Source organism: Nonomuraea maritima, assembly GCF_900100395.1.
In the GTDB taxonomy this organism is placed as follows: domain Bacteria; phylum Actinomycetota; class Actinomycetes; order Streptosporangiales; family Streptosporangiaceae; genus Nonomuraea; species Nonomuraea maritima.
On sequence record NZ_FNFB01000001.1, the window covers coordinates 176,301 to 200,334 of the forward strand.

Consider the following 24,034-nt stretch of genomic DNA (forward strand, 5'->3'; position numbering starts at 1 on the left):
CCGTGACCCCGGTGCCCGGCCCGTCCCCCGAAGGGCCGGGCCGGGCGTGGGCGGGAACCGGGGCAGGCGCGTACGGCCTCACGCGGAGGCCTGCTCCTCCTCCCCGGACCGGGTGCGCAGCGCGCTCTCGACCGCTTCGACCGACTCGTTCTCCTTGTCGCGGCGGTACTCGCGGACGGAGTAGACGATGGCTCCGACCCAGACGATGGCGATGGCGATGTAGGCCACCGTCTGGACCCCGGTGGCGGCGTCGATCCAGTCGCTGCGCAGCAGCGTGCGGACGTTGGTGAGGATGATCAGACCGCCCACGGCCGAGCCGAGGATGCGCGGCGGGATGTGACGGACGAGCCAGGCGGCGAGCGGCGCGGCGAGCACGCCGCCGACGAGGAGCACCGCGACCCAGGCGAAGTCGATGTTCTCCGAGCCGAGGCCGACGAAGAAGCCGATGCTGGCGGCGATGGCGATGATGAACTCGCTGGTGTCGATGGAGCCGATCACCTTGCGCGGCTCCATGCGCCCGCTGGCCAGGATCGCCGGGGTGCCGACCGGGCCCCAGCCGCCGCCGCCCGTGGCGTCCACGAAACCGGCCACGAGGCCGAGCGGGCCGAGGAAACGCTTGCGCAGCGGCTTGCCGAGGTTGCCGCGGGGCAGCCCGAACGCGGTGAAGCGGACCAGGATGTACGCCCCCAGCGCCAGCAGGATCAGCGACATCACCGGCGCCGCCACCTCGGTGGACAGGCTGGACAGGAACGTGGCGCCCGCGAAGGAGCCGACCGCTCCCGGGATGCCGATCTTGGCCACGACCTTCCAGTCGACATTGCCGAAGCGCCAGTGGGAGATGCCCGAGGCGAGCGTGGTGCCGATCTCGGCCAGGTGGACGGTGGCCGACGCGGCGGCCGCGTTCGTGCCGATGGCGAGCAGCAACGTGCTGGAGGTCACGCCGTAGGCCATGCCCAGGCTGCCGTCGACGAGCTGCGCCGCGAAGCCGACCAGCCCGAGGAGGATGAGCGCTCGCACGATCTCCCCTTTCTCTACTTTATAAGTAGGGTTAATCATTTATGGCGGGAATCGTTTCGTCAACCCCCTCCCGGACCCGCGTCACGGTCACGTTCCCGCCGGCTCTCCGCCAAGCCGATCCCGGACGGCGCATACATCGGCCCCGTCGCGGCATGGGGCCCTCATCCGGCGCGAACGCGAGAGCGAGGACGAGGATGATCGAGGTGATCGGGGCCGGGCTGCCCCGCACCGGCACCCTGTCGCTCAAGGGCGCGCTGGAGCGGCTCGGGTTCGGCCCCTGCTTCCACATGGAGGAACTGCGCGCCCATCCGGAGCTGGTCGATCGCTGGCTGCCCGACACGCCGGCCACCAGGGAGGGCTGGGAGCGGGTGTTCGCCGGCTACCGGTCGTGCGCCGACTGGCCGGCCTCGTTCTTCTGGCGTCCGCTGGCCGAGGCGTTCCCCGAGGCGAAGGTGATCCTCACCGTCCGCGACCCCAGGAGCTGGTACGACAGCTTCCGCGCCATGATCCGGCTGCGCGTCGCGACCATGGCCGCCGTGGCGCCCTCGCCGGAGGAGCTCGCCTTCCGGACGCGGTTCGCGCGCATCCAGCCGCTGCTGCGGCGCATCGCGGGCGAGACCTTCTGCGTGGGCGGGTTCCCCTACCGGATGCCGTCGAGGAAGCAGGCCACGGCGGCGTTCGAGCGGCACGCGCAGGCCGTCGCCGACGCCCTGCCGCCCGACCGGCTGCTGGTCTTCGACGTGCGGGAGGGGTGGGGGCCGCTCTGCGCCTTCCTCGGGGTGGCCGTGCCCCCCGCGGAGCCGTTCCCCCGGCTGAACGAACTCAAGGCACGGTGCAGGACCGGCCCGTGAGACGGGATCAGGCGTGCGTACGGGCCAGGAGGAGGGCGATGTCGTCCTCGGCGGGCCGCCCGCCGACCATGCCGACCATGCCCTCGATCACCTCGGCGCACGCGCTCTCCAGCGGCCGCGAGCACCCCTCCAGGACGGTACGCAGCCGTTCCATGCCGGCGTCCAGGTCCCTCTCGCGGGTCTCGATGAGGCCGTCGGTGTAGAGGGCGAGCGTGCTGCCGGGGGCGAGGTCGAGCTCGACCGCCTGGTAGGCGCCGAAGCCGAGGCCGACCGGGGTGCCGCTGGGCAGGTCGACGAGACGCGCCTCGCCCGACGGGTCCACGAGCACGGGTGGCGGGTGCCCCGCCGCGGCCATGACGCACCGCCGGGTGACCGGGTCGTAGACGGCGTACACGCAGGTGGCCCCGATCACGGTGATCGGCAGCCCGTCGACGACGCCGTTCTCCTGGGCCTGCCGTACGACGTGGTCGTCGAGGTGGGCGAGGACCTCCTCGGGGGACATCCCCACGGAGGCGAGGGCGCGGATGGCGGTGCGCATGCGTCCCATCGCGGCGGCGGCGTTGATGCCGTGGCCGGACACGTCGCCGACCACGACCGCCGTCCGGCCGTCCTCGAGCGGGATCGCGTCATACCAGTCGCCGCCGACGCCGCCACGGGTGCCGGACGGCAGGTAGCGCGAGGCCACCTCCACGCCCTTGCCGCCCCGGAGGTTGCGCGGCAGGAGGTCGCGCTGGAGCGCGAGGGCGGTGGTGCGCTCCCGGGTGTACCGGAGCGCGTTGTCCAGGCTGAGCGCCGCACGGGTGGCGAGCTCCTCGGCCACGACCAGGTCGTCAGGGGTGAACGACACCGGGTTGTCATGGCGGGCCAACAGGGTGGTGCCGAGGGTCTCGCCACGGGCCCGCAGCGGGACGACCATCAGACTGTGCATCCCGGTGTCCATGACGACTCTGGCCCGCCGGCGGTCGCCCGCCAGCCAGTTGCCGGGCGACTTGTCCAACACCCACTCGCAGTGCGGCCTGCCCGTGGCGAGGGCCCGCGCGACCGGCGAGTCCTCGCCCACGAAGATCGGTTCTCCGACCGCGTGGACCGACTCGGGCAGCCCGTCGCGGCCGGAGGCCACGGCCGCCCGGCGGAACACGGGGACGCGCGGCCCGTCGCCCTGCGGCCGCTGCTGGGCGTCCTCGTCCAGGAGCACCGACTCGGCGAGGTCCACCGTGATGAAGTCGGCCAGCGCGGGCACGGCGAGGTCGGCCATTTCCTGCGCCGTCTTCCTGATGTCGAGCGTGGTGCCGACCCGGATGCTGGCCTCCCGGATGACGGCCAGCTGGTCGCGGGCCACGCTGCTGGAGATGTCGATGGCCATGGTGCAGATGCCCAGCGGCCGGCCGTTCAGCCCGTCGAGGCGGTACACCGAGGTCGACAGCGTGCGCGCCTCGCTGCCGTCGGGCGCCTTCCACCGGGTCTCGCGGTCGAGCTGCGGCGTGCCGTCGGCGAGCAGCCGCCGCATGGCCCGGCGGGGCACCTCGACGTCGACGCCTGGCAGGGGCTCGTCCAGCGAGCGGCCCAGCTCGTAGTGCGGGAAGACGTTCCGCAGGCGCTCGGCCGCCTTGTTCAGCCAGACCAGCCGCAGGTCGAGGTTCCAGACGGCCATGGCGACGGGGATGTGACCGACGAGCGACTCCAGCAGCGAGCCCCTCAGCTCGGCCAGGTCGCACAGCGGGGTCGCCCGCATGACCCAGCCCTCGCGTGCCCCGCCGGAGAAGCGGTCGCCCTCGTGGCGCACGGCGATCGGGCTGCCGTCGCGATGGCGCAGCTCGGTGATCCCGGCCCAGCTGTCGTCGTCGCCGTACGCGCTCAGCCAGGCCCGCATGCCCGCCTCGCCGTCGCCGCCCAGCAGCAGGCCGCTGGGCCGGTGCACGACCTCGGCGGCCCGGTAGCCGAACAGCTCCTCGGCGGACGGGCTCCAGCCGATGATGACACCCTCGGCGTCGATCATGTAGACGGCGGACGAGCCGTCGCCCACCATGTCGCCCATCATGTCGTTGCCCGACAGGCCGCCTACGGCCGGCTCGCGGGACGGCCGGGCGGCGAGGTCGGGGCGCAGGCCCCACGTGGCTTTCCAGGTCCGGGGAAAGGCGTTGCCCATGGGCGGTTGGCCGCCTCTCACGGCGCCGCCGGGGTCAGACGTCATCCGAGGGCCTGGTCGAGGTTGAAGGCGGCGCTGATCAGCGCGAGGTGGGTGATGGCCTGCGGGAAGTTGCCGAGCTGCTCGCCGGTGTGGCCGATCTCCTCGGCGTAGAGCCCGAGGTGGTTGGCGTAGGTCAGCATCTTCTCGAAGGCCAGGCGGGCCTCGTCGAGGCGGCCCGCGCGGGCCAGGGCCTCGACGTACCAGAAGGAGCAGATGGAGAACGTGCCCTCGGGGCCCTCCAGCCCGTCGGGGCTGGCCAGCGGATCGTAGCGGTAGACCAGCGAGTCGGACACCAGCCCGTCGCCGAGCGCGTCCAGGGTGGACAGCCATCGGGGGTCGGTCGGCGAGACGAACTTCGCCAGCGGCATCATCAGGATCGAAGCGTCCAGGACCTCGTCGTCGAAGTGCTGGACGAACGCCTGCAGCGGCTCCGACCAGCCGTGCCGCATGATGTCGCGGTAGATCGTGTCGCGCGCCTGCCGCCAGCGCACGATGTCGGCGGGCAGGCCGCGCTGGCCGGCGATCCGCATCGCGCGCTCGATGGCGACCCAGCACATCAGCCGCGAGTAGACGAAGTTCTTGCGCCCGCCACGGGTCTCCCAGATGCCCTCGTCGGGCTGGTCCCAGTTGTTGCTGACCCAGTTGACCAGCGTGCACACCTCCTGCCAGCGGTCGTGGGAGATCGGCCGGCCCCACTTGTTGTAGAGGTAGATCGAATCGATGAGAGCTCCGTAGATGTCGAGCTGGAGTTGTTCGGCGGCGGCGTTGCCGATCCTTACGGGCGCGGACTTCCGGTAGCCCTCCAGATGGTTCAGCTCCTGCTCCGGCAGGTCCTCCCGGCCGTCGATGCCGTACATGATCTGCAGGGGCGGGGCGGGGTTGTCGGCGTCGCAGGCGAGCGACACGTGCTTGGACAGAAAGCCCATGAACGCCTCGGCCTCGTCGACGAAGCCGAGCCGGAGCAGGGCGTAGACGCAGAACGCGGCGTCGCGGACCCACACGTACCGGTAGTCCCAGTTGCGCGGGCCGTACAGCTGCTCGGGGAGGCTGGTCGTGGGCGCTGCGACGATGCCGCCGCTCGGGGCGTACGTGAGCAGCTTCAGGGTGAGGGCGGAGCGGTGGACGACCTCCCGCCACCGGCCCCGGTACCGCGAACGCGACAGCCACTGGCGCCAGAACCGGACGGTGTCGCCGAACTCCTTCTCGGCCTCCTCGACGGGGCATCCGCGCGGCTCGACGCTCCCTCCGACGCGGTCGAGGGCGAACACCGCGAAGTCACCCTCGCGCAGCGTGAACCGGCTCCAGACGTCCTGGCCGTCGGTCTCGAGCGGCACGCTGGCGAACAGCGCGAGCGTGAGGGTGGGCGAGGCGAAGGTGATGCGCGAGCCGTCCTGCTGCACCGTGTGCGGCTGGCGGGCGTAGTCGAAGCGAGGGGCGATTCTGGCACGGAACGGGATCGCGCCGCGCACGCAGGAGACGCGGCGGATGAGCCGGTGCCGGTCCGCCTCCTGGGCGTCCTCCGGGATCGGCATGAAGTCCTGGATCTCGCCCACGCCGTCACTGGCGAAGAACCGGGTGATGAGGACGTTGGTGTCAGGGAAGTAGAACTGCTTCGTGGTCGCGGGGATGTCCGCGCAGAGCTCGAACGCGCCGCCCTTGTCGGCGTCCAGCAGCGAGCCGAACACGCTGGGCGAGTCGAACCTCGGGCAGCAGTACCAGTCGATGGTGCCGTTGGTGCCGACGAGCGCGACCGTGCGAAGGTCACCAATCAGGCCGTGCTCGCCGATCGGCAGGTATCGGCAGTCACCAGGGCTGTCCCGAATCCCATTTGTCCGCATGCAACCAAAATAGGCAACGATCAGCAGGCTCCACGCCTGCTGGACGTCAAGGAACCAGCAGGACTTCGTAGATCACGGCCACACTTGACCTTGAATGCGCTTCACGCGCCACGATGGTCACCATGCACACCCCCATCCCCACCCGCACCCTCGGCGACCTCAGGGCCGGCGCCATCGGGCTGGGCGCCATGCCCATGTCGGTGGCCGGCCACATGCCCGGCGAGGACCGCTCGGTCCGCACCGTCCTCGCCGCCCTGGACGCCGGGGTGACGCTGGTCGACACCGCCGACGTGTACTGCCCCTCCCCCGCCGAGGTGGGGCACAACGAGCGCCTGGTCGCCCGCGCCCTGTCGCTGTGGGGCGGCGACGCCGGCTCGGTGCTGGTGGCGACCAAGGGCGGGCACGTCCGCACCCCCGGCGGCTACGAGGTGGACGGCAGCCCTGCGCACCTGAAGCGCGCCTGCGACGGCTCGCTCAAGGCGCTCGGAGTGGACAGCATCGGCCTGTACCAGCACCACCGCCCCGACCCGCAGGTGCCGTACGAGGAGAGCATGGGGGCGCTGAAGGAGTTGCACGACGCCGGCAAGATCCAGCGGGTCGGCATCTCGAACGCCGACCCTGCGCAGATCAGGCTGGCCCGCTCGATCCTCGGTGACCGCCTGGTGAGCGTGCAGAACAAGTACTCCCCCGGCTTCCGTTCCAGCGAGCCGGAGATCGACGTGTGCGAGGAGCTCGGCCTGGCGTTCCTGCCGTGGTCGCCGCTCGGCGGCGTCGGCCGCACCGGGAGCATCGCGCCCGTCTACGCCGAGGTCGCCGCGGCGCGCGGCGTCTCGCCGCAGCAGATCTGCCTCGCCTGGGAACTGGCCCGCAGCCCCGTGGTCATCCCCATCCCTGGCGCGAGCCGGCCTGAGACCATCCTCGACTCCGTCGCCGCGGCCCGCCTCGAGCTGGACGACGACGAACTGGCCCGTCTGAACGGCTGACGGAAGGGGTCAGGACGGTGCCACGGCTACAGGTACGGGCCGGCGAATGTCCTAGACTGCCACGAATGTCCCCCACCCCCGCACGGCTGGCCTGGCTGGACGCCCTGCGGGGGCCGGCGGCGCTGGCCGTGACCCTCCACCACGCGGGCTGGTCGTTCGTCCCTGGTCTCTGGGCGGTCGTGGACGGCCGCATCGACGTCGGCACCTGGGGCGTCTTCGTGTTCTTCCTGGTCAGCGGCTACATCATCCCGGCCTCGCTGGAACGTCGCGGCGACCTGCGCGCGTTCTGGACCGGACGCGCCTTCCGCCTGCTGCCCCTGCTGCTGGCCGCGTTCGGCCTGGTGCTCGTGCTCACCTGGGTGGGCGCGCTGCCGCCGCCCGGCCTCGCCGACCGGCCGCCGCCGCTGGTCGCGTTCGGCAACCTGGCGATGCTGCAGGAACTCCTCAACCTGCCCGCCCTCATCAACGTCACCTGGACGCTGTCGTACGAGATGGCGTTCTACCTGATGTGCGTGGGGCTGTTCGCCGTGCGGAGCGAACAGCGGTCGGCGGTGATCGCGACCGGGCTCGCGGTGGCGGCCGTGCCGCTCGGCCTGCTGCTGCCGCGCGCCACGATCGGCGGGCGCGCCGACCTGGCCGCCGCGCTGCTCGGCCTCGCCGTCATGGCCGCCGTCGCGGCGACCGTCCTGGGGCGCGACCGGGTCCGCATGGTCGCGGCGGTCGGCGGCGGGCTGCTCGGAGTGGCGCTCGTGGTGCTGGGCAGCCGCGGCGGCACCTGGCAGGGCGTGATCATCCTGGCCACGATGTTCGCGGGAACCGCCGTCTACCGGGCCGAGCAGGGCACGATCCCCTGGCGGCACGCCTTTCTCGCGGTGGCGGCCGTGCTGGCGTGCGGGCTGCCGGCCAAGGACGACCCGGGCTGGGCGCCCGCGCTGCTGCTGGCGTTCGCCGCGTTCGCGGCGGCGTTCGCGCTGCGGGGGCGGGAGTTCCCGCGTCCGCTGCCGCAGCTCGGCGTGATCAGCTTCTCCCTCTATCTCCTGCACCCGATCCTGCTCCACGTGGTGCCGAACCTGGCGCTGTTCTACGCGGTCCTGATCCCGCTGAGCGTCGTGACGTACGTCCTGATCGAGGCGCCGGGCCGGCGGATCGGCGGCCGGCTGATCCGCCGGACCGCCGGGTGACCGGTATGTGGGCATTCGTCCGTTCCCTCGCGTGACCTGCCGCGTTGCTGGGGTAAGGACCCGGTGACGCGATTCGCGGGAGGAAGCATGCGTTCCTCGATCTCTCTGGGCTCGATCTTCGGCGTGCGGGTCGGGCTCAACGTCAGCGTGCTCGTCATCGTGGCGATCCTCGTGCTGGGGCTCGCCTATGGACGGTTCCCCAGGGTCTTCCCCGGCCACTCGCCGGGTGTGTACCTGGTCGCCGGTCTTGTCTGCGCCGTGTTGTTCCTGCTGTCGTTGCTCGCCCACGAGCTGGCGCACGCCATGATGGCGCGGCGGAACGGCATCGAAGTGTCCGGGATCACGTTGTGGCTGCTCGGCGGGGTGGCCGAGCTGCGCGGTGAACCGCGTTCGCCGGGCGCCGACCTGAAGATCGCTGTCGTCGGGCCCGTGGCGAGCATCGTGTGCGGCGTGGTGTTCGGCGCGATCGCGTGGCTGTTCTCCGCGGTCGCCGGGACGCCGCTGATCGCGGGGATCTTCGCCTACCTGGCCGCGGTGAACGTCCTGCTCGCGGTGTTCAACCTGATCCCCGCCGCGCCGCTCGACGGCGGGCGCGTGCTACGCGCCGCCCTGTGGGCGCGCTGGCGCGACCGCACCAGGGCGGCGCTGACCGCCGCGCGCGCCGGCCGGCTCTTCGGGTACGTGCTCATCGCCCTGGGGTTCGTGGAGGTGGTCACCGGCGGTCTGCAGGGGCTGTGGCTCGCGCTGATCGGGTGGTTCCTCGTCAACGCGGCCAGCGCCGAGGAGCAGCACACCCAGCTCGGCTCGACGCTGTACGGACTGCGCGTGCGCGACGTGATGTCCGGGCCGCCGGTCACCGCCCATCCGGACGAGACCGTGACCCAGCTCATCGACCGGGTGGTGCTGCGGCGGCGGCTGTCGACGTACCCGCTGGTGGACGAGCGGGGCGTGTTCTCCGGGCTCGTGACGCTCAACCGCATCCGCGAGGTCGACCCGGCCGACCGCGCGGTCACCACCCTGCGCGACATCGCCTGCCCGCCGGCCGACGTGCCGCAGGCCCGGCCCGACGAGCTGCTGCTGGAGCTGCTGGAGCGGATGTACGGCTGCGCCGACGGCCGCGCGGTGGTCCTGGCCCCGGACATGCGCCTGATCGGCCTGCTGACGCCCAGCGACATCAGCCGGGTGGTCGCGACCGCCGGCCTGCGCGCCACCGACCCGTACGGCCGCCCCCGCGGCGCCGACCTCACGGTCCCCCAGCAACCCCCACCGAGACACCACCACCACGGCATCGGCCCCAAGTGACGGCAGCCGGCTGGGGGCGCGCGCCGGCCGTGCTCACCGGGGGGTCGGGTCGGTGGGTTTGCGGGGGGTCATCTGGCGGAGGCTCAGTTCGGCCTTGATGCCATGGAAGACGCCCTCCAGCCAGCCGACGAGCTGGCTCTGCAGGATGCGGGCCTCCGCCTCGGTGAACGGGCCGCCGGTACGGGGTAGCAGGCGTTCCAGCTCCTCGCGGAGTTCGGGCCCCACCGCGTGGCCGATCTCCTCCACCGCACGCGCGTGGGCGTGCCTGAGGCGTTCGCGGGCGTGCTCGTCCAGCGGGAGGGCGCGGATCTCGGCCAGGAGCGCGCGGGCCATGTTGCTGATCCGCAGCAGCCGCGCGGGCTCCATGATCTGCTCCCGCTCGCCTGACTCCCGCGACGGCTCGGCCGCTTCTGGACGGTCCGACGGTGACGAGCCGGGTGTCGAAGTCATGTGCCGGTGTCCTCGTGCCTGTGCGCTTCCGCCCGATGGCGCGGTCTTCGACCCCTCTGCCCACGCACGCCCGCCTCACCCCACGGAGCCGTCCCGGCCGGTCGCGGGCGAGGGACGGCGTCGTGTGCCAGATCCGGGCCCTGTCGCCCCGCGACGCCCCATGAGTGCGTTGTTGCACCACTGTCCGCATTCGTACACGTACACTGTCGGCGCGCACACACTTCCACGGTTCCTTGCACTGTGCAAAGCTGTGGGCGGGCCGTTCGACGGTGAGACTGGAGTGGGAGTCATGGACCCGACCGGCTTTTCCTGGATCGTCACGCGGCATGACGACGCGAGCGTGCTCAGGGCCGCCGGCGACCTCGACCTCGCCTCGGTGGAGCAGTTCCGTGCGGGGCTGGCCGAGGCGATGGCCGACCCGATGCCGGCGCACGTCGTGATCGACCTCCAGGACATCGACTTCTGCGACTCCTCGGGGCTGAACGCGCTCATCTGGGCGGCCAACCGGGTCGAGGAGACGGGCGGACGGCTCGTGCTGCGCGGCCTGCGGCCCCGCATGACCCGCCTGCTGCGGATGACGGGACTCGACAGGCGCTTCGCCACCTCCGACGCCTGACGCCGTACCGGCCGGTCAGCCGTTGTCCGGCGGCGCGGGCTTGTCCTGGTCGGCCATCGACGCGCCCCCGGTGGCGTCGCCGTAGGCGATGCTGCCGGGTGAGTAGTAGCGGCGCAGCCAGTCCGCGAGGCCGTCGAGGCCGGGCATGAGCATCCGCTCGGTGATGTTGGCCTGGTCGAGCCGCTGCCGGATCTCCGCCTTCACCCCGGCGGGGATCACCCACGACAGCGCGAGGTCCTGGTGCTCCCCCAGCCACTCCTCCAGCTGGTACGTCGCCGACGACAGCGCCGACAGCACCGACGACTGGTTGACGACCCGTTCGTCCAGCGACGGCGGCTCGAAGAAGGCGAGAAACGGCGGCAGGCCGGCGCCCAGCCGGTCGAAGGCGTGCAGGTCGGGGGCGGTCACCGCGAGCATCTCCGTGGTGAACAGCAGCGCCCTCTCCTCCCGCAGCGACGCCCGCAGCGGCTCAGGCAGCAGCCGGTGCGTGCCCGCGCTGTCCACGGCGAGCAGCAGCCCGTCGTCCTCCGGCCAGGACGCGGTCGCGAAGTGCAGCGCCACGAACGGCGAGAACGTCCAGTCGAGCAGCCGTGTGGGCAGGCCGTGGTGCTGGCCGAGGGCCAGCCAGTCCCAGAGGGTCGGCCCCGGCGCCTGCCGATGGGCATATTTCCGAAAATTCCGGATCAGATGGGCTTCGACCCCCGCGTAGTCCCCCTGCAGCCGGGCCAGCCCCGAGGTGTGCGAGTAACCGCTCCGGGCCAGCCCCCGGAACACGAGTGTCGAGTGCGCGTGGAACCCGTGGGACCGGCCCGCGTCGCCGATCGCGTCGTCCAGCTCGCGCCACGACCACACCGTCACTGCCCTCATCGATGCTCCGGTGCCCGAGGCGGCCCGCTCCACACCTTCCGGACCTGCGAGCAGTATCGGACGGCAATCGTCCATTGACGCGCCGGGGGACGCATCCTACGTTGAGGGCACACCGAGGGTGAGACACATCACCCCCTCCGCGCCCCTCCGGTGAGGTGACGATTTCCATGTCCCTTGACGACGCGACGACCCAGTTCCTCAAGCAGCTGGCCGAGGCAGGCGGTAGGCCGCTGCACGAATCGAGCCCCGAGGAGGCCCGCGCCATGGGCGTGGTCCTGCGCGAGCTGTACGGTCCCGGCCCTGAGATGGCACACGTCGAGGACGTCGCCATCGCCTCGGGCGACGGCGGGTCGTTCCCGGCCCGGGTCCTGACGCCCGCCGGCGACCCGCGCGGCGTGATCGTGTACTACCATGGCGGCGGCTGGGTCATCGGCGCCATCGACGAGTTCGACACCCTCGCCCGCAAGCTGGCCGACCTCACCGGCTGCACGGTCGTGCTCCCCGGCTACCGCCTCGCCCCCGAGCACCGCTTCCCGACCGCCGTCGAGGACGCCCACGCGGCGCTGCACTGGACCGCCGCCCGCCACCCCGGGCTGCCGATCGTCGTGGCGGGCGACAGCGCGGGCGGCAACCTGTCGGCCGTCGTCGCCCGTCGCGCCAGGGACGAGGGCGGCCCGGCGATCGCGCTGCAGGTGCTCGTCTACCCGGTCACCGACTGCGACCTGGACAACGCCTCCTACAGCGACCCGGAGAACCAGCTCATGCTCACCCGCGACACCATGATCTGGTTCTGGGACCACTACCTGCCCGACCCCGACGCCCGCGCGCACCCCGACGCCTCGCCGCTGCGGGCCGCCGACCTGTCCGGCCTGCCGCCCGCGGTGGTGCTCACCGCCGAGCACGACGTGCTGCGCGACGAGGGCGAGGCGTACGCCGAACGGCTGCGCGCGGCCGGGGTGCCGGTCGAGTCCGAGCGCTTCCCCGGCCAGATGCACGCCTTCTTCACCCTGGTCAACGTGCTGCCCGCGAGCGCGCGGGCCATCGACACCGTCGCGGCCGCCGTACGGAGGAGGCTCTCGTGAGGTTCGACGCGATCGTCGTCGGCGCCGGGTTCTCCGGCATGTACATGCTCCACCGGCTGCGCGGCCTCGGCCTTTCCGTACGCGTCTTCGAGGCCGGCGACGGCGTGGGCGGCACCTGGTACTGGAACCGCTACCCGGGCGCCCGCTGCGACGTGGAGAGCATGGAGTACTCCTTCTCCTTCGACCGGGAGCTGGAGCAGGAGTGGGAGTGGAGCGAGCGCTACGCCTCCCAGCCCGAGATCCTCCGGTACGCCGAGCACGTGGCCGACCGCTTCGACCTGCGCCGCGACATCACGTTCGGCACCCGCGTGACCGGGGCGGCCTACGACGAGGCGGACCACCTGTGGCGGGTGGAGACCGACGGCGGCGAGCGGGTGGCGGCCCGCCGGCTCATCACCGCGGTCGGCTGCCTGTCGGCGGCCCGCGTCCCCGACTTCCCCGGCGCGAGCACCTTCGGCGGCGCGAGCCTCCACACCGGCCGGTGGCCGCACGAGGGCGTCGACTTCTCCGGGCTGCGGGTGGCCGTCATCGGCACCGGCTCCTCCGGCATCCAGTCGATCCCCGTCATCGCCGACCAGGCCGAACACGTGACGGTCTTCCAGCGCACCCCCAACTTCAGCGTGCCGGCGCACAACCGGCCACTGACGCCGGAGTACCAGAACCAGGTCAAGGCCGACTATCCCGACCTGCGGCGGCAGATGCGCGAGTCGATGACCGGCCTGCTCGGGGCCGCCGGCACGGTGCCGGCGCTGGAGGTGACGCAGGAGGAGCGCACCCGGGAGTTCGAGGCCCGCTGGGCCAGGGGCGGCATCCCCTTCCTCGGCGCGTTCACCGACATCGCGATCGACCCCAGGGCCAACGAGCTGGCGGCCGAGTTCGTCCGCGGCAAGATCCGCGAGATCGTCAGCGACGCGCGGACCGCCGAACTGCTGATGCCGCGCGACCACCCGATCGGCAGCAAGCGCATCTGCGTCGACACCGGCTACTTCGCCACCTACAACCGGCCGGACGTCACCCTCGTGGACGTGCGCTCCGACCCGATCGAGGAGATCACGCCGACCGGCGTGCGCACCGCCGCCGCCCACCACGAGGTGGACGTCATCGTCTACGCGACCGGCTTCGACGCCATGACCGGGCCGCTGCTCGGGCTCGGCATCACCGGCAGGGGCGGCCTGTCGCTGAAGCGGAAATGGGAGGCCGGGCCGCGCACGTACCTCGGGCTCATGAGCGCGGGCTTCCCCAACCTGTTCACCATCACCGGGCCGGGCAGCCCGTCCGTGCTGAGCAACATGATCGTCTCGATCGAGCAGCACGTCGACTGGATCGCCGACTGCGTGGCCTGGCTGCACGAGCGGGGCGTCGCCGCCATCGACGCCGACCCGCAGGCCGAGAAGAACTGGACGGCGCACGTCGACGAGGTCTCCCGGTTCACGCTCTACCCGCAGGCGAACTCCTGGTACATGGGCGCGAACATCCCGGGCAAGCCGCGGGTCTTCATGCCGTACGTCGGGGGTGTGGGGGCGTACCGGCTGAAGTGCGACCAGGTGGCGGCCGACGGGTACGAGGGCTTCTTGCTCTCGTCCTGACCGCGGATCTGCTCCCTCAGGAGGTGTCACGTGTCCGGACCCGCTGCCGGCCCCGGCCGCCCCCGCGACGCCGAGGTCGACCGCAAGGCGCTGCGGGCGGCCGTCGAGCTCTACGCCGAGCTGGGCTGGGCGAAGTTCACCCTCGACGCGGTGGCGCGGCGGGCCGGCATCGGCAAGGCGGCGCTCTACCGCCGCTGGCCGACGCGCGAACGGCTCGTCGCCGACGCCCTGGAGCAGGCGCTGGCGCCGCCCGACGGCACCATCGACACCGGCACGCTGCGGGAGGACCTGCGCGCGCTGGCGCACGCGATGATGGCCTACTACCTCGGCCCGTACGGGCTGGCCGGGCTGCGGCTGCACGTGGAGGCCCGCGCCTGCCCCGAGCAGTTCGCCGAGCTGGCAGCGGGCCTCCGGCGCTCGCGGGTGCTGGAGGCGCGCGCGATCATCCGCCGCGCCATCGAACGTGGCGAGCTGGGCGAGCGCGCCTCCCCGACGCTCATCCTCGACACGCTGGTGGGCGGGCTGCTCAACCACGTGCTGGCCACACCGGAGGAGCTGCGGCCCGAGATGACGGCCCGCAGCCACCAGTACGTCGAGGACGTCACGGCGTTCGTCCTCACCGCCGCCGTCGCGCTCTACCCGCCCGCTAGGCGAACAGCTGGGTGAGCTTCATGACCAGCTCGAAGACGCCGTACGCGAAGGGCACGCCGACCCAGGTCCACGCCAGCACCATCAGCCCGGTGCGCCGGTTCATACGACCTGTCCCTTCTCCGTCAGCGGCGTCTCACGGGGCCGCTCGTGGAATCTCTCGTGCACCGGCCGTACCAGCTCGTTGGCGAGGAAGCCGACGACGAGCAGGCCGATCATGACGTACAGCGACGTGGTGTAGAGGGCGGGGCCTGAGCGTCCCGCGGCCTCCTGCGCGTCGGCGACGGCGTTCACGATGAGCGGGCCGAGCACGCCCGCCGTGGACCAGGCGGTCAGCAGCCGGCCGTGGATGGCGCCCACCTCGTACGTCCCGAAGAGGTCCTTCAGGTACGCGGGGATGGTGGCGAACCCGCCGCCGTAGAAGGACAGGATGCCGAGCGCGGAGATGATGAACAGCGGCTTGGAGGCGTTGCCGGCCAGGGCGATCACCAGGTAGAGCAGCGCGCCGACGCCCAGGTAGACCCGGTACATGTTCTTGCGCCCGATCAGGTCGGAGGTCGAGGACCACACGAAGCGCCCGGCCATGTTGGCCAGCGACAGCAGGGCCACGAACCCGGCGGCGGCGCTCGCCGCGACGGCGACCGTCGTGCCGGCGAAGAAGTCGGTGATCATCGGCGCGGCCTTCTCCAGGATGCCGATGCCCGCCGTGACGTTACAGGTCAGCACCACCCACAGGCAGTAGAACTGCGGGGTGCGGATGGCGTTGCGGGCCGAGACGTCGGCCGTCGTGATCAGCGCGCGGCTCTTGACCGCCGTCGGTGTCCAGCCCTTCGGCGTCCAGCCGTCGGGCGGCACCCTGACCAGCAGCACGCCCATCGTCATGAAGACCGCGTAGACGACACCGTGCACGAGGAAGGTGGTGGCGATGCCGCTCGTGGTCGAGCCGAACGAGGCGAGCATCTGCGCCGACCACGGCGAGGCGATGAGCGCGCCGCCGCCGAAGCCCATGATGGCGATGCCCGTCGCCATGCCCGGGCGGTCGGGGAACCATTTGATCAGTGTCGAGACCGGGGATATGTAGCCGATGCCGAGCCCGATGCCGCCGACGAACCCGTAGCCGAACACGACCAGCCAGTACTGGCTGAGGAGCACGCCCAGCGCCGAGATGAGAAAGCCGGAGGAGAAACAGGTCATCGAGACGAACATGGCCCAGCGGGGCCCGTTGCGTTCGACCAGCGTGCCGCCGAAGGCGGCCGACAGGCCGAGCATCACGATGCCCAGTTGGAACGGCAGCGCGCTCTGGGTGCCGGTGAGATCGAGCGCTTTTTCGAGCGCCGGTTTGAAGACGCTCCAGGCGTACGCCTGGCCGATGGCCAGGTGCACGGAGAGCGCGGCGGGCGGGACGAGCCAACGGCTCCAGCCAGGCGCCGCCACGATGCGAGAACGGCCGAGGAATCCTCTGTTTGCCACGGGCACAGGGGTAACACATACCGTATGCCGTATTTTTTTGGGCATCGATGTTTACGGCGAGCGGTTCTATCTGGTCGATGAACGGTCAACTACCGCGGGGTTCGCCCTTCCGCCAGACTTCGATTCCCCCCGGTGGTTCCCGTCGCGGCGGGCCCCACTCCGTGAGAGCGTGCCGTTACGCAAAGACGCGGACGACGACCGGAGGGGGCGCCGACATGACCGAACCCGCAGGTGGGGTGGCCAAGCAGGAACTCCAGGACTTCCTGCGCACAGCCGACACATTGCTGCTCGACGACCGCAGAGTCCTCGTCCAGCAGGCGCTGATCCTCATCGAGCAGAACTACGCCCACCGGCCGCTGAAGGAGGCCATGCACGCGGTCAACCCCGTGCAGCGGCTGCGCCTGCTCGCGCAGCGGCTGGGCGGGCAGACCCCCGCCACGATGGGCCCGGAATGGCGCTTCCATGCCGAACTGTCCGACATCTTCAACTCTGTCCGCGACCTGCACACCAACTACCTGCTGCCCGAGCCGTACGCCGGGAAGGTCGCCTACCTGCCGTACCTGATCGAGGAGTATCACGAGGGCGACGAGCGCCACTACGTGGTGACGCTGACCGTCGAGGGCTTCACCGCGCCGGGGTTCGGGCCGGGGGTGGAGGTGACGCACTGGAACGGGGTGCCGATCGACCGGGCGGTCGAGGTGAACGCCGACCGGTGCGCGGGCGGCAACCCGGCGGCCCGCCACGCGCGCGGGCTGGAGTCGCTCACCATCCGGCCGCTCGTCCTGCACGTGCCGCCGGAGGAGTCGTGGGTCGTGCTCACGTACGTCGGCGCGGACGGCATCGTCCGTGAGCTGCGCGAGCAGTGGCGGGTGACCGACAACCTGCCGTCCTTCGTGAACGCCGACCGGCTCACCTCCGCCGCCGTCGCCCAGGGCCTCGACCTCGCCGGCGACGAGGTCGGCCGGGCCGTCAGGAAGCTGTACGTGCCCGCGGTCGCCACCACCCACGAGACCGTGCACGGCGCCGCGCTCACCGCCGAGCCCGCCGAGCCGGGCGCCGAGGTGCCGAGCCACATGCCGTCGATCTTCCGGGCCCGCAGCATCGTCACCCCGTCGGGCACGTTCGGCCATCTTCGCGTGTTCAGCTTCAACGTCAACGACCCTGGCGAGTTCGTCGCCGAGTTCGTCCGGCTGGCCAGGTTGCTGCCCCAGGACGGGCTCGTCCTCGACGTCCGCGGCAACGGCGGCGGCCACATCCACGCGGCCGAGTTCCTGCTGCAGACGCTCACACCGAAGCCGATCACGCCGGAGCCCGCGCAGTTCGTCACGACCGCGCTCAACGTGCGCCTGTGCGACCGTCACCAGGAGAACCCGACCGGCGTGGTCGACCTCGCGCCGTGGTGCCCGTCCATGAACCAGGCGCTGGAGACCGGCTCGGTCTACTCGGGCGGCTTCCCCATCACCCCGACGTCCGCCGCGAACGCGATCGGACAGCAGTACTTCGGGCCCGTCGTGCTCGTCACCGACGCCCGTTGCTACTCGGCGACCGACATCTTCGCGGCCGGGTTCCAGGACCACGGCATCGGCGACGTGCTCGGCGTGGACGACAACACCGGCGCGGGCGGCGCCAACGTGTGGACGCACCAGCTGCTCAAGCTGCTGATGGAGTCGCCGTCGCCCGACCCGGCCAACCCGTACCTGCCGCTGCCAGGAGGGGCGAACATGCGGGCGTCGATCCGGCGCACACTGCGGGTGCACGGCCGGGCAGGAACGCCGGTCGAGGACCTCGGGGTGGTGCCGGACCACCGGCACAGGATGACCCGCCGCGACGTCCTTGAGGGCAACGTCGACCTGCTCGCCCGCGCCGGTGAGCTGCTCGCCGCGCGGCCCGTACGCGGGCTCGAGGTGCGGGTCGGCGCCGACGAGCTGACCCTCACGACCCGCCTGGTGGACCGCGTCGACGTGTACGTGGACGGGCGGCCGCGCGCGTCGCACGACGTGACGGCACAGGAGGTCACGGTGCCCGTGCCGGGAGTGGGGTCGGCCCGCATGGTCCGCGTGGAGGCCTACCAGGCAGGCGACCTGGTGGCCGCGCGCACCGTCATCATCGGCTGACCCCCACCCGCGAACGGCCGGCCGCTGGAGGGGCTCCCCACCGATGCCCGGCGGCGGGGAGCCTCGCAGTGGCGCGTCCGCGTCTCCCCGCCTCGCGCTTCTCCGTCGGGCACCGGCTAGCCGGCCGCCAGGATGCGGGCCAGGGCGCGCACGGGCTCCTCTCCGGTGCCAGGCGGCGGGGAGACGCGTAGCAGGGGTTGGCTGAGGTGCAGGGGGGCTCGTTCTGCGGGGATGGCCGAGACGAGCAGCGACGCCTCGGCCGCTCGGGCGGCGGCGCGGTCGACGGTGTCCTCGGGCGGTGGCAGGAGCGTGACGAGCGCGGACGGCTCGTCACGGGGCTCGGTCACCCGCCAGCCCCCTGCCCCGTCGAGCAGGTCACGGGCGACACGCCCGAGGGCAGCCAGGTGGGCGTGCACGGCGTGCGGGCCGAGCGCGTGGTGTTCCATGACCGCCGCGCCGAACCCTGCCCTCGCCGCCATCGGCCCCTCCGACGTCTCGTAGCGCGCCGCCCCGGGCCGCGGCGTCACCTGGCCGCCGTCCCAGCGGTGCCCGCCGAGCGTGGGAACCGCCGCGTCCATCGGTACGGCGGTGGCGGCGATGACGAAGCCGACGCCTCTGGGGCCGGCGAGCCACTTGCGGGACGTTCCCACGTACGCGGCCGCGCCGACGCCGCCGGTGTCCACGTGGCCAAGGGACTGGCAGACGTCCAGGACGAGCGGGACGCCCGCCGCGCGGCACAGCGCGCCGAGCTCCTGCGCCGGCTGCACGACGCCGCTGTGCGAGCCGACGTGGGAGACGACCACGAGGTCCAGCCCCTTGGCGAGCCGGGACCGCAAGGCGTCGGGGTCGAGGCGGCCGTCGCCGTCCACGGGCAGCTCGACGAGCCGCCACCCGTTCCTGGCGGCCAGGCGGCGCAGCAGCATGACGGTGCCGCCGTACTCGGTGCGGGCGTGGCCGACGCGGCTGCCCGCGGGCAGGTGCCACCCGCCGAGGAGCGCCGCCATCGCCGCCGTGCCGCTCTCGGTGAACGCCACGTCCGCGGGCGCGGCGCCGACCAGCGCGGCCAGCGCCGCGCGCGGCTCGGCCAGGTCGGGCGCGGCGGCGTAACCGCCGCGTTCCCGCTCCCCGCGCAGCTGCGCCACGACCGCCGCGAGCGTCCTGTCGCTCGGCACGTTGCACCCGGCCGCGTCGAGGTGCCCACCCGGCATCACACTCCGCGCCGCCCGCCACAGCACCCCGACCTCAGCCACCGCCTCACGCGCCGCGCCCCCGACAGACGCGACCCCAACGGACGCGGCGGCCCCCTCCGACGCGGTCTCATGCGACGCGGTCTCATGCGACGCGGTCTCATGCGCCGCGGTCTCATGCGACGCGGTCTCATGCGCCGCGGTCTCATGCGCCGCGGTCTCATGCGCCGCGGCCGGAGGCGGCGCGGGCCGGGGGAGCGGTGTCATCGGGCGGCCAGGAGCAGGGCGAAGTCGCCGTCGGGGTCGGTGTAGTGGCGGCGGACGCGTAGGCCGGCGGCCTGCAGTTCCGCGCGGAGCCCCTCCAGGCGGAACTTGGCGCTGATCTCCGTACGCAGCTCCTCCCCCTCGGCGAAGTGCACCGCGAGCCCGAGCGCGTCCACCCAGACCCGCATGCGGCGGGTCGCCCGCAGCCGCATCTCGATCCACTCGTGGCGCTCGTCGTAGACCGCCACGTGCGTGAACGCCTCCGGCTCGAAGTCGGCCCGCAGCTCGCGGTTGATCACCCGCAGCACGTTCCTGTTGAACTCCGCGGTCACGCCCTCGGCGTCGTCGTAGGCGGCGACCAGCCGCGCGGGGTCCTTGACCAGGTCGGCCCCCAGCAGGAACGACTCCCCCGGCCGCAGCGCGGCGTGCAGTTCCTTGAGGAACACCGCGCGCGAGGCCGGCTCCATGTTGCCGATGGTGCCGCCGAGGAAGGCCACCATGCGGCGGCCGTTCTGCGGCAGCCGCGAGAGGTGGCATTCGAAGTCGGCGCACACCGGCCGGATGTCCAGCAGCGGGAAGGTCACCGACAGCCGCCGGGCGGCGGACTCGAGCGTGACGGCGTCCACGTCCACCGGCGTGTAGCCGTGCAGGGTGCCGGCCGACTTCAGCGCCTCCAGCAGCAGCACGGTCTTCTCGCTGGTGCCGGAGCCGAGCTCGACGAGCGTGTCCGCGGCGCTGGCCGCCGCGAGCTCGCCCGACCGCTGCCGCAGGATGGACAGCTCGCGCCGGGTCGGGTAGTACTCGCGCAGCCTGGTGATGCGGGAGAACAGCTCGCTGCCGGTCCGGTCGTAGAACCACTTGGGCGGCAGCCACTTCGACGCGGCCGTGAGGCCGGTCGTGACGTCGTGTTCGAGCGCCTGCCGGAGGTGGTCGCGGTCGAGGTGGTTGATCACTTTGACGGGCGTACGGCTCACAGCCATGAGGCCTCCCGGTGGTCGATGATCAGAGGGGTTGGACGCTGATGTCGTCGCCGGTGACGGTCAGCAGGCTCCGCTCGGGCACGGCCCGCCAGCCGGGCAGGTCGTCGAGCGGCTCGCTGGACACCACGACGCCGTCGTCCAGCCGTCGGTGGAAGAGGGTGTCGCCCCAGACGGTCGCGGCGACGGACGCGCCGTCGCACGCGAGCAGGTTCAGGCGGGCCTCGGGGTCCTTGGTTCCCGCCCGGACGACGACCGAGGCCAGGGCATCGGCCAGGCCGGCACCGGCCCGCCCGTCCAGGAACACGGCGGCGGCGACCCAGGCCGCGTCGCACGTGCTCTCCGCCCGGCCGGGCAGGTCGCCGGCGAGGTCGCTCAGCGCGTCCCTGTTCACGCGGCCGTTGTGGCTGAGCAGCCAGTGGCGGTCGGCGAACGGGGCCGTGGCACTCTCCTCGATCGGCATGCCCACGGTGGCCGAACGGACGGCCGCCAGCACGCAGGTCGAGCGGGCCACGGACGCCAGCGCGGGCAGGTTGGCGTCGGTCCAGATGGGCACGGCGCGGCGGTAGCGCACCGGTTCCCGGCGCGCGGGGTCGTACCAGCCGATGCCGAAACCGTCGGCGTTGACCATGCCGAAGCGCTGCCTGCGCGGCGCGTACGACTGGCGCAGCAGGCCGTGCTCCGGCTCGTCGACGAGGCAGGACGCCGGGCGCGGCGCGCCCAGCCAGGCGGCGTGCCGGCACATCTAGACCAGCCTCCTGTCACGTCGGGTGGACGCCTCGTCCGAACGGGCGCAGCGGAACCCCGTGAAGATCTGCCGCCGGATGGGGTAGTCCCAGTTGCGGAAGGTGGTCCTGACCGCCGCCGGGTCGGCCGCCCATGAGCCGCCGCGCAGCACCCGGTACTCCTGGCCGAAGAACACCTCGCTGTACTCCTTGTACGGGAAGCTCCGAAACCCCGGGTACGGCTGGAACCACGAGCCGGTCCACTCCCACACGTCGCCCACCATCTGCTCGGCCCCGTACGGGCTCGCCCCGCCCGGATAGGCGCCGAGCGGCGCGGGACGGGCGGAGCGGTGGCCGAGGTTCGCCAGCGAAGGGCCTGGGTCGGCGTCGCCCCACGGGTAGCGGCGGGCGCGCCGCAGCTCAGGGTCCCAGCCGCAGGCCTTCTCCCATTCGGGCTCGGTGGGCAGCCGCTTGCCGGCCCAGCGGGCGTAGGCGTCGGCCTCGTACCAGCTGACGTGCTGGACGGGCTCGTCCATCGGGAGGGGCTCGGTGCGGCCGAAGCGGGTGCGCCACCAGGAGCGCCCGTCGCTCTGCCAGAACAGCGGCGTCGTGGCGCCGCTGCGCTGCCGCCACTGCCAGCCCTCCGGGCTCCACCAGCGCTCGGCGTCGTAGCCGCCGTCCTCGACGAACGCCGCGTACGCGCGGTTGCCGACGGGCAGCCGGTCGATCCAGTAGCCGGGCAGGTCCACCTGGTGGGCGGGGCGCTCGTTGTCGTAGGCCCACGGCAGCGTGTCGGTGCCCATGAGGAACGGCCCGGCGGGCACGTACACCTCCTCTGGGCCGGCGTCGCGGCCGGGCGGCAGCTCACCGTCGCGGACGAGCCCCGGCAGCCCCGACAGCTGCAGCGTGGCCAGCATGGTCTCGTCGTGCTGGTGCTCGTGCTGGATCACCAGGCCGAACACGAAGCCGTCGCGGTGCAGGGGCGCGGCGCCGTCCAGGTCGATCGCGTCGAGCACGTCGAGGACGCGCCCGCGCACGCCCTCGATGTAGCGGCGGGCCTCGGACGGGCCGAGGAACGGCAGGCCGGGACGGTCCTTGCGCGGGGTCTTGAACGCGTCGTAGATGTCGTCGATCTCGGGACGCACCGGTTCGATGCCGGCGGCCTCGCGCAGCACCCACAGCTCCTCGTAGTTGCCGACGTGGGCGAGGTCCCACACCAGGGGCGACATCAGCGGGGAGTGCTGGCGGACGAGCATCTCGTCGTCGGCGTCGGTGTAGGCGAGCGACCTGTCGCGCACGGCGATGAGCTCTGCTGCGATGCGTTCCTTGATGTCGTTCACTGCCGTCGCCCTTCGTCGTTGATCCCGCTGTTGAGCCAGGCCGGGACGGTGTGTCCCGGCGTGGGGTCGAGGAGGTCGGCGGCCGGGGAGCGGCCCGCCGACACGTACCGGTCGGCGAAGGCGGCCACCTCGCCGACCAGGCCGGGGCCCGCGCCGAGCCGGGGCAGCGCCTCAAGCGCGGCGCGGAAGCACGTCTCGGCGGCGCGGCGCAGGCGCGGGTCGGACAGCCCGCACCGGGCGGCCGTGTCCCACGCCGTCCGGTGCTCCGCCGCCTCGGCGGCGGCCAGCGCGGTGTCGGCGGCGCGGTCGTCGGTGACGAGCGCGTGGGTGACGGCCGCGCACACCGGCCACAGGTACGGGTGCTGGGCGTCGAAGTAGCGGATCTCCAGCCAGCCGCGCGGCCGTACCGGGGGGAAGACGGTGGTGGCGTGGTAGGCGAGGTCCTCGGCGGTGGGCGGGCGGTCGCGGCCGTGTTCCAGCCAGTCGCGGAACGTCGAGCCGTCGCGTACGGGGCGGCAGCGTCCGTCCGGCTCGTGGACCAGCATGAGCCTGGCGTCCAGCAGGTACTCCGCCCAGGCGCTCGCGGGATCGTGACCGTCGCCGGTGACGGGTGCGGTCCTGGTGGGGTCGAGGTTCTTCCAGACGGCCTGGCGTCCGGACATCCAGCCGCACGGGCGGCCGCCGCTGAGCGGCGAGTTGGCGAACGCGGCCACCAGCACGGGGCCGAGCGCGTGCGCGCGGGCCCAGCGGGTCCGCGGCCGCTCGCCGAGGTCGAGGTTGACCTGGATGGACGCGGTCGAGCACATCATCAGCGCCCCGTACGGCCGGCCGAGGAACTCGGCCATCGCGTCGTAGCGGGGCAGGCGGAGCTGGCGGCGGGCCGGCCGCACGGGGTCGAGGCCCACACCGCCGAGGGCCAGCCCCTCGCCGCGCAGCGCGGCCTGTACGGCGGTCACATCGGCGCTCAGCCGGGTCACCGCGTCCGCAGGCGGCCCCGCGGGCCCGGACAGTTCCAGCTGGCCGCCGGGCTCGAAGGTCACCCGGCTCCCGCCCGGCAGCTCGGGCATGGCCCGCTCGAGCCGTTCCAGCGCTACCTGACGGGTGGGGTCCGTACGGTCGAAAACGAGGAATTCCAGCTCGATGCCCACGCGGTCGCCCGCGGCGGGACGGAAGCAGCGGCGCGCGAAGTCCGCCACCTCCGAGACGCCACGCAGCGGCGCGCTCTCGGCGGTAAGCCCGATCATCGTCGTCCCTTCGCCTGGCACATCGCGTGTACAGAGCCGCGAGCCGCGCGAACGTTACAGACGAATTCCACTTTTTCGTGACAAGTCGTGAATTCCTGGGATCG

The 24,034-nt window shown here is 72.5% G+C and carries 21 protein-coding genes; 9 read left to right on the top strand and 12 right to left on the bottom strand.

What is annotated here, in order from left to right:
• Nucleotides 1-78: 78 nt before the first annotated feature.
• Nucleotides 79-1,017 (bottom strand): sulfite exporter TauE/SafE family protein, encoded by a 939-nt coding sequence (locus tag BLR04_RS00950; RefSeq protein WP_090758553.1) that lies wholly within the window; start codon nucleotides 1,015-1,017, stop codon nucleotides 79-81.
• A gap of 194 nt (nucleotides 1,018-1,211) precedes the next feature.
• On the opposite strand from BLR04_RS00950, the gene BLR04_RS00955 reads away from it, so the two are divergent.
• On the top strand, nucleotides 1,212-1,868 hold the full coding sequence (locus BLR04_RS00955; protein WP_245739932.1) for a sulfotransferase family protein: 657 nt from the start codon (nucleotides 1,212-1,214) through the stop codon (nucleotides 1,866-1,868).
• Between the two features lie 7 nt (nucleotides 1,869-1,875).
• Here the strand turns inward: BLR04_RS00955 and BLR04_RS00960 are convergent, their stop codons facing one another.
• Together BLR04_RS00960 and BLR04_RS00965 are read right to left on the bottom strand one after the other, a co-directional pair.
• Nucleotides 1,876-4,059, bottom strand: a complete 2,184-nt coding sequence (locus tag BLR04_RS00960; RefSeq protein ID WP_090758555.1) for a SpoIIE family protein phosphatase — start codon at nucleotides 4,057-4,059, stop codon at nucleotides 1,876-1,878.
• Entirely contained in the window at nucleotides 4,056-5,894 is a 1,839-nt protein-coding gene (locus BLR04_RS00965; protein ID WP_090758558.1) for a glycoside hydrolase family 15 protein, read from the bottom strand. The genes BLR04_RS00960 and BLR04_RS00965 overlap by 4 nt, the downstream gene beginning before the upstream one ends.
• Before the next feature lie 122 nt (nucleotides 5,895-6,016).
• Here BLR04_RS00965 and BLR04_RS00970 point away from each other — a divergent pair, with 122 nt between their 5' ends.
• From BLR04_RS00970 to BLR04_RS00980, 3 genes are all read left to right on the top strand, one after another.
• The gene (locus tag BLR04_RS00970; RefSeq protein ID WP_245739934.1) at nucleotides 6,017-6,877 is read left to right on the top strand and encodes an aldo/keto reductase; all 861 of its coding nucleotides are present in this window, start codon (nucleotides 6,017-6,019) and stop codon (nucleotides 6,875-6,877) included.
• A 65-nt stretch (nucleotides 6,878-6,942) separates the two neighbouring features.
• Nucleotides 6,943-8,058, top strand: coding sequence for an acyltransferase family protein (locus BLR04_RS00975; RefSeq protein ID WP_090758560.1), 1,116 nt, complete (start codon nucleotides 6,943-6,945; stop codon nucleotides 8,056-8,058).
• Nucleotides 8,059-8,145: 87 nt separating this feature from the next.
• Entirely contained in the window at nucleotides 8,146-9,360 is a 1,215-nt protein-coding gene (locus BLR04_RS00980) for a site-2 protease family protein (RefSeq protein ID WP_090758562.1), read from the top strand.
• A gap of 33 nt (nucleotides 9,361-9,393) precedes the next feature.
• On the opposite strand, the gene BLR04_RS00985 is transcribed toward BLR04_RS00980, so the two are convergent.
• Nucleotides 9,394-9,810 carry a proteasome activator gene (locus BLR04_RS00985; protein WP_090758564.1) on the bottom strand — a complete coding sequence of 139 codons (417 nt, stop codon included), beginning with the start codon at nucleotides 9,808-9,810 and terminating at the stop codon, nucleotides 9,394-9,396.
• Nucleotides 9,811-10,099: 289 nt separating this feature from the next.
• Here BLR04_RS00985 and BLR04_RS40390 point away from each other — a divergent pair, with 289 nt between their 5' ends.
• Nucleotides 10,100-10,426: an STAS domain-containing protein gene (locus BLR04_RS40390; RefSeq protein ID WP_176902874.1), complete on the top strand. Its 327-nt coding sequence runs from the start codon at nucleotides 10,100-10,102 to the stop codon at nucleotides 10,424-10,426.
• A 15-nt stretch (nucleotides 10,427-10,441) separates the two neighbouring features.
• Here the strand turns inward: BLR04_RS40390 and BLR04_RS00995 are convergent, their stop codons facing one another.
• Nucleotides 10,442-11,293 carry an FRG domain-containing protein gene (locus tag BLR04_RS00995; RefSeq protein ID WP_090758566.1) on the bottom strand — a complete coding sequence of 284 codons (852 nt, stop codon included), beginning with the start codon at nucleotides 11,291-11,293 and terminating at the stop codon, nucleotides 10,442-10,444.
• A 167-nt stretch (nucleotides 11,294-11,460) separates the two neighbouring features.
• On the opposite strand from BLR04_RS00995, the gene BLR04_RS01000 reads away from it, so the two are divergent.
• The 3 genes from BLR04_RS01000 to BLR04_RS01010 are packed head-to-tail and all read left to right on the top strand — an operon-like array spanning nucleotide 11,461 to nucleotide 14,627.
• Complete coding sequence (locus BLR04_RS01000; protein ID WP_090758568.1) at nucleotides 11,461-12,375, top strand: alpha/beta hydrolase; 915 nt, start codon at nucleotides 11,461-11,463, stop codon at nucleotides 12,373-12,375.
• A complete protein-coding gene (locus BLR04_RS01005) occupies nucleotides 12,372-13,961 on the top strand; it encodes a flavin-containing monooxygenase (RefSeq protein ID WP_281191293.1) in 1,590 nt (529 codons plus the stop codon). Before BLR04_RS01000 ends, BLR04_RS01005 begins: the two co-directional genes overlap by 4 nt.
• 30 nt (nucleotides 13,962-13,991) lie before the next feature.
• Complete coding sequence (locus BLR04_RS01010; RefSeq protein ID WP_176902875.1) at nucleotides 13,992-14,627, top strand: TetR/AcrR family transcriptional regulator; 636 nt, start codon at nucleotides 13,992-13,994, stop codon at nucleotides 14,625-14,627.
• Here the strand turns inward: BLR04_RS01010 and BLR04_RS42675 are convergent.
• The gene (locus BLR04_RS42675) at nucleotides 14,608-14,715 is read right to left on the bottom strand and encodes an MFS transporter small subunit (protein WP_425413418.1); all 108 of its coding nucleotides are present in this window, start codon (nucleotides 14,713-14,715) and stop codon (nucleotides 14,608-14,610) included. The genes BLR04_RS01010 and BLR04_RS42675 overlap by 20 nt on opposite strands.
• On the bottom strand, nucleotides 14,712-16,079 hold the full coding sequence (locus BLR04_RS01015; protein ID WP_245739936.1) for an L-lactate MFS transporter: 1,368 nt from the start codon (nucleotides 16,077-16,079) through the stop codon (nucleotides 14,712-14,714). The genes BLR04_RS42675 and BLR04_RS01015 overlap by 4 nt, the downstream gene beginning before the upstream one ends.
• 215 nt (nucleotides 16,080-16,294) lie before the next feature.
• Between BLR04_RS01015 and BLR04_RS01020 the strand changes: the two genes are divergently transcribed.
• Nucleotides 16,295-18,193, top strand: coding sequence for a S41 family peptidase (locus BLR04_RS01020; protein ID WP_090758572.1), 1,899 nt, complete (start codon nucleotides 16,295-16,297; stop codon nucleotides 18,191-18,193).
• Between the two features lie 116 nt (nucleotides 18,194-18,309).
• Here BLR04_RS01020 and egtE read toward each other — a convergent pair whose 3' ends face one another.
• The 5 genes from egtE to egtA all read right to left on the bottom strand — a co-directional run bounded on the left by egtE (nucleotide 18,310) and on the right by egtA (nucleotide 23,930).
• The gene (gene egtE / locus BLR04_RS01025; RefSeq protein ID WP_245739938.1) at nucleotides 18,310-19,443 is read right to left on the bottom strand and encodes an ergothioneine biosynthesis PLP-dependent enzyme EgtE; all 1,134 of its coding nucleotides are present in this window, start codon (nucleotides 19,441-19,443) and stop codon (nucleotides 18,310-18,312) included.
• 200 nt (nucleotides 19,444-19,643) lie between these two features.
• The gene (egtD, locus tag BLR04_RS01030; RefSeq protein WP_090758574.1) at nucleotides 19,644-20,624 is read right to left on the bottom strand and encodes an L-histidine N(alpha)-methyltransferase; all 981 of its coding nucleotides are present in this window, start codon (nucleotides 20,622-20,624) and stop codon (nucleotides 19,644-19,646) included.
• A 22-nt stretch (nucleotides 20,625-20,646) separates the two neighbouring features.
• Complete coding sequence (egtC, locus tag BLR04_RS01035) at nucleotides 20,647-21,366, bottom strand: ergothioneine biosynthesis protein EgtC (protein ID WP_090758576.1); 720 nt, start codon at nucleotides 21,364-21,366, stop codon at nucleotides 20,647-20,649.
• Nucleotides 21,367-22,686 carry an ergothioneine biosynthesis protein EgtB gene (gene egtB / locus BLR04_RS01040; protein ID WP_090758578.1) on the bottom strand — a complete coding sequence of 440 codons (1,320 nt, stop codon included), beginning with the start codon at nucleotides 22,684-22,686 and terminating at the stop codon, nucleotides 21,367-21,369.
• Entirely contained in the window at nucleotides 22,683-23,930 is a 1,248-nt protein-coding gene (gene egtA, locus BLR04_RS01045) for an ergothioneine biosynthesis glutamate--cysteine ligase EgtA (protein ID WP_090758580.1), read from the bottom strand. The genes egtB and egtA overlap by 4 nt, the downstream gene beginning before the upstream one ends.
• Between the last annotated feature and the right edge of the window lie 104 nt (nucleotides 23,931-24,034).